Origin of the sequence: Algoriphagus sp. NF (assembly GCF_028823735.1) — a bacterium.
GTDB lineage: Bacteria > Bacteroidota > Bacteroidia > Cytophagales > Cyclobacteriaceae > Algoriphagus > Algoriphagus marincola.
This window is the reverse complement of the sequence record NZ_JAPEIB010000095.1, coordinates 1-1458: the sequence shown is the minus strand read 5'-3', so window position 1 is coordinate 1458 and position 1458 is coordinate 1. Positions and strand designations below refer to the sequence as shown.

1 protein-coding gene and 1 pseudogene are annotated in these 1458 nt (G+C 49.7%); both read right to left on the bottom strand.

What is annotated here, in order from left to right; all coding sequences use genetic code 11:
* Positions 1-209, bottom strand: a pseudogene (locus OU792_RS18480) (hypothetical protein); the annotation flags it as partial.
* A gap of 21 nt (positions 210-230) precedes the next feature.
* Positions 231-1458 (bottom strand): ammonia-forming cytochrome c nitrite reductase (gene nrfA / locus OU792_RS18475; RefSeq protein ID WP_274671049.1); only part of this gene is annotated, 1228 nt, incomplete at its 5' end.

The window sequence follows — 1458 nt, the reverse complement described above, 5'->3', positions numbered from 1 at the left end:
TTGAGTCGGTCGATTTGATAGCTGGCTTCGAGCCTCGCTCGGTGTGCGATAAATCCTGCTGGGTCTTCATTTTCATTGATTAACTTATTGAAGCCGTTGCGGTATTCGCTACGGATGAGCATTTGTCCATTCAGGGAAAACTGAGCATAAGCGGATAGGCTAAAGCAGAAGAATAATCCTGCTCCAAGGAGAAATCTTAGATTTTTCATGATTCTTGTTTTACTGAGGACCTACTTGCTGCTGATCGTCTTGACTTCTTTTTTGGCTTCGCGGGCTTTGCCTTCTTTCAGCCACTTTGGTACTACTTGCTCCAGAAAGTCCTGCTTGGCAGCAAATTCTTTTTCTATATCCAGGCCTATATAAGTCTGCAGGGCAGCTTTGGATTCAAAGTCCGGCATGGGTACAGGTTCATTAAAACCTAAATCAGCCAGTAGACGAGTCAGTTCTATCCGGGTTTCCTGAATGATATCTGTCCCGCTGGTCACAATCCGACTGGTCTCTAGCGGAGCGTGAAAGGCCGCCCCGTGAGAGGCTACAGCAAAATCCCATCTCCACTGTGCATGTCGGATTCCGGTCTGAATAGGTTTCATTTGAGTCTCAGAAGCACCCAGTTCCAGTGCCTTGGCTGCCTCGATATGAGCCATGGCAATCATTCGCTGCAGTCTTCGGCTTCCATCTTTCACTTTGCGCTGACGCTCGTACACATCCGTTACCAATTCATCTACCTTTTCTCTGTGGCAGACAAAGCAGCTGTTTTCCACATTGCTGAGCGGCGAGCCGATGTGGTGATTGGTGAATTTTTGTCCTCCCTCAGTCTGATAGGGCATGTGGCAGTCTGCGCAGCTTACCCCTCTTTTGGCGTGCACGCCCATTTGGTAAACTTCATAGTCGGGGTGCTGAGCTTTGAGCATGGGAGTTTTACTGAGGGGATTGACCCAGTCAGCAAAGTCAATATTATCATAATACGCCTCCATGGACTCCACGTCCATACCGTCTTTCCAGGGAAAGGTGAGGTAATTGGCATTTTCCGCCCCGGGCTTTTTCTTATCAAAGTAATACTCCACATGGCATTGTGCACAGACCAGGGAGCGCATCTCTTGGTGAGAGGCATCATTGATGTCTTTCCCCATAGCCTCAAAAGCCTCGATCAAGGCGGGTCGGGTGATGGTCAGTTTCATGGTCTCGGGATTGTGACAGTCTGCACACCCGATCGGGTTAATTACCTCGGAGCCAAGGTCTGACCACTTGCCAGTATAGTACTCAGTTACACCCATTTCGCTCATCAATCGAGGCACGTCCGGACTCTTACAAGTCCAGCAGGTAGAGGGCATAGGACCTTCGCCCTCTTCCATCGGGGCACCGGTGCGGAGCGTTTCATGTAGATCTGAGATAGCATAGCCATGTCCTTTGGGCGCGTTGTAATCTTTGCTGAAGCCATAGCCACCCCACAGGATCACT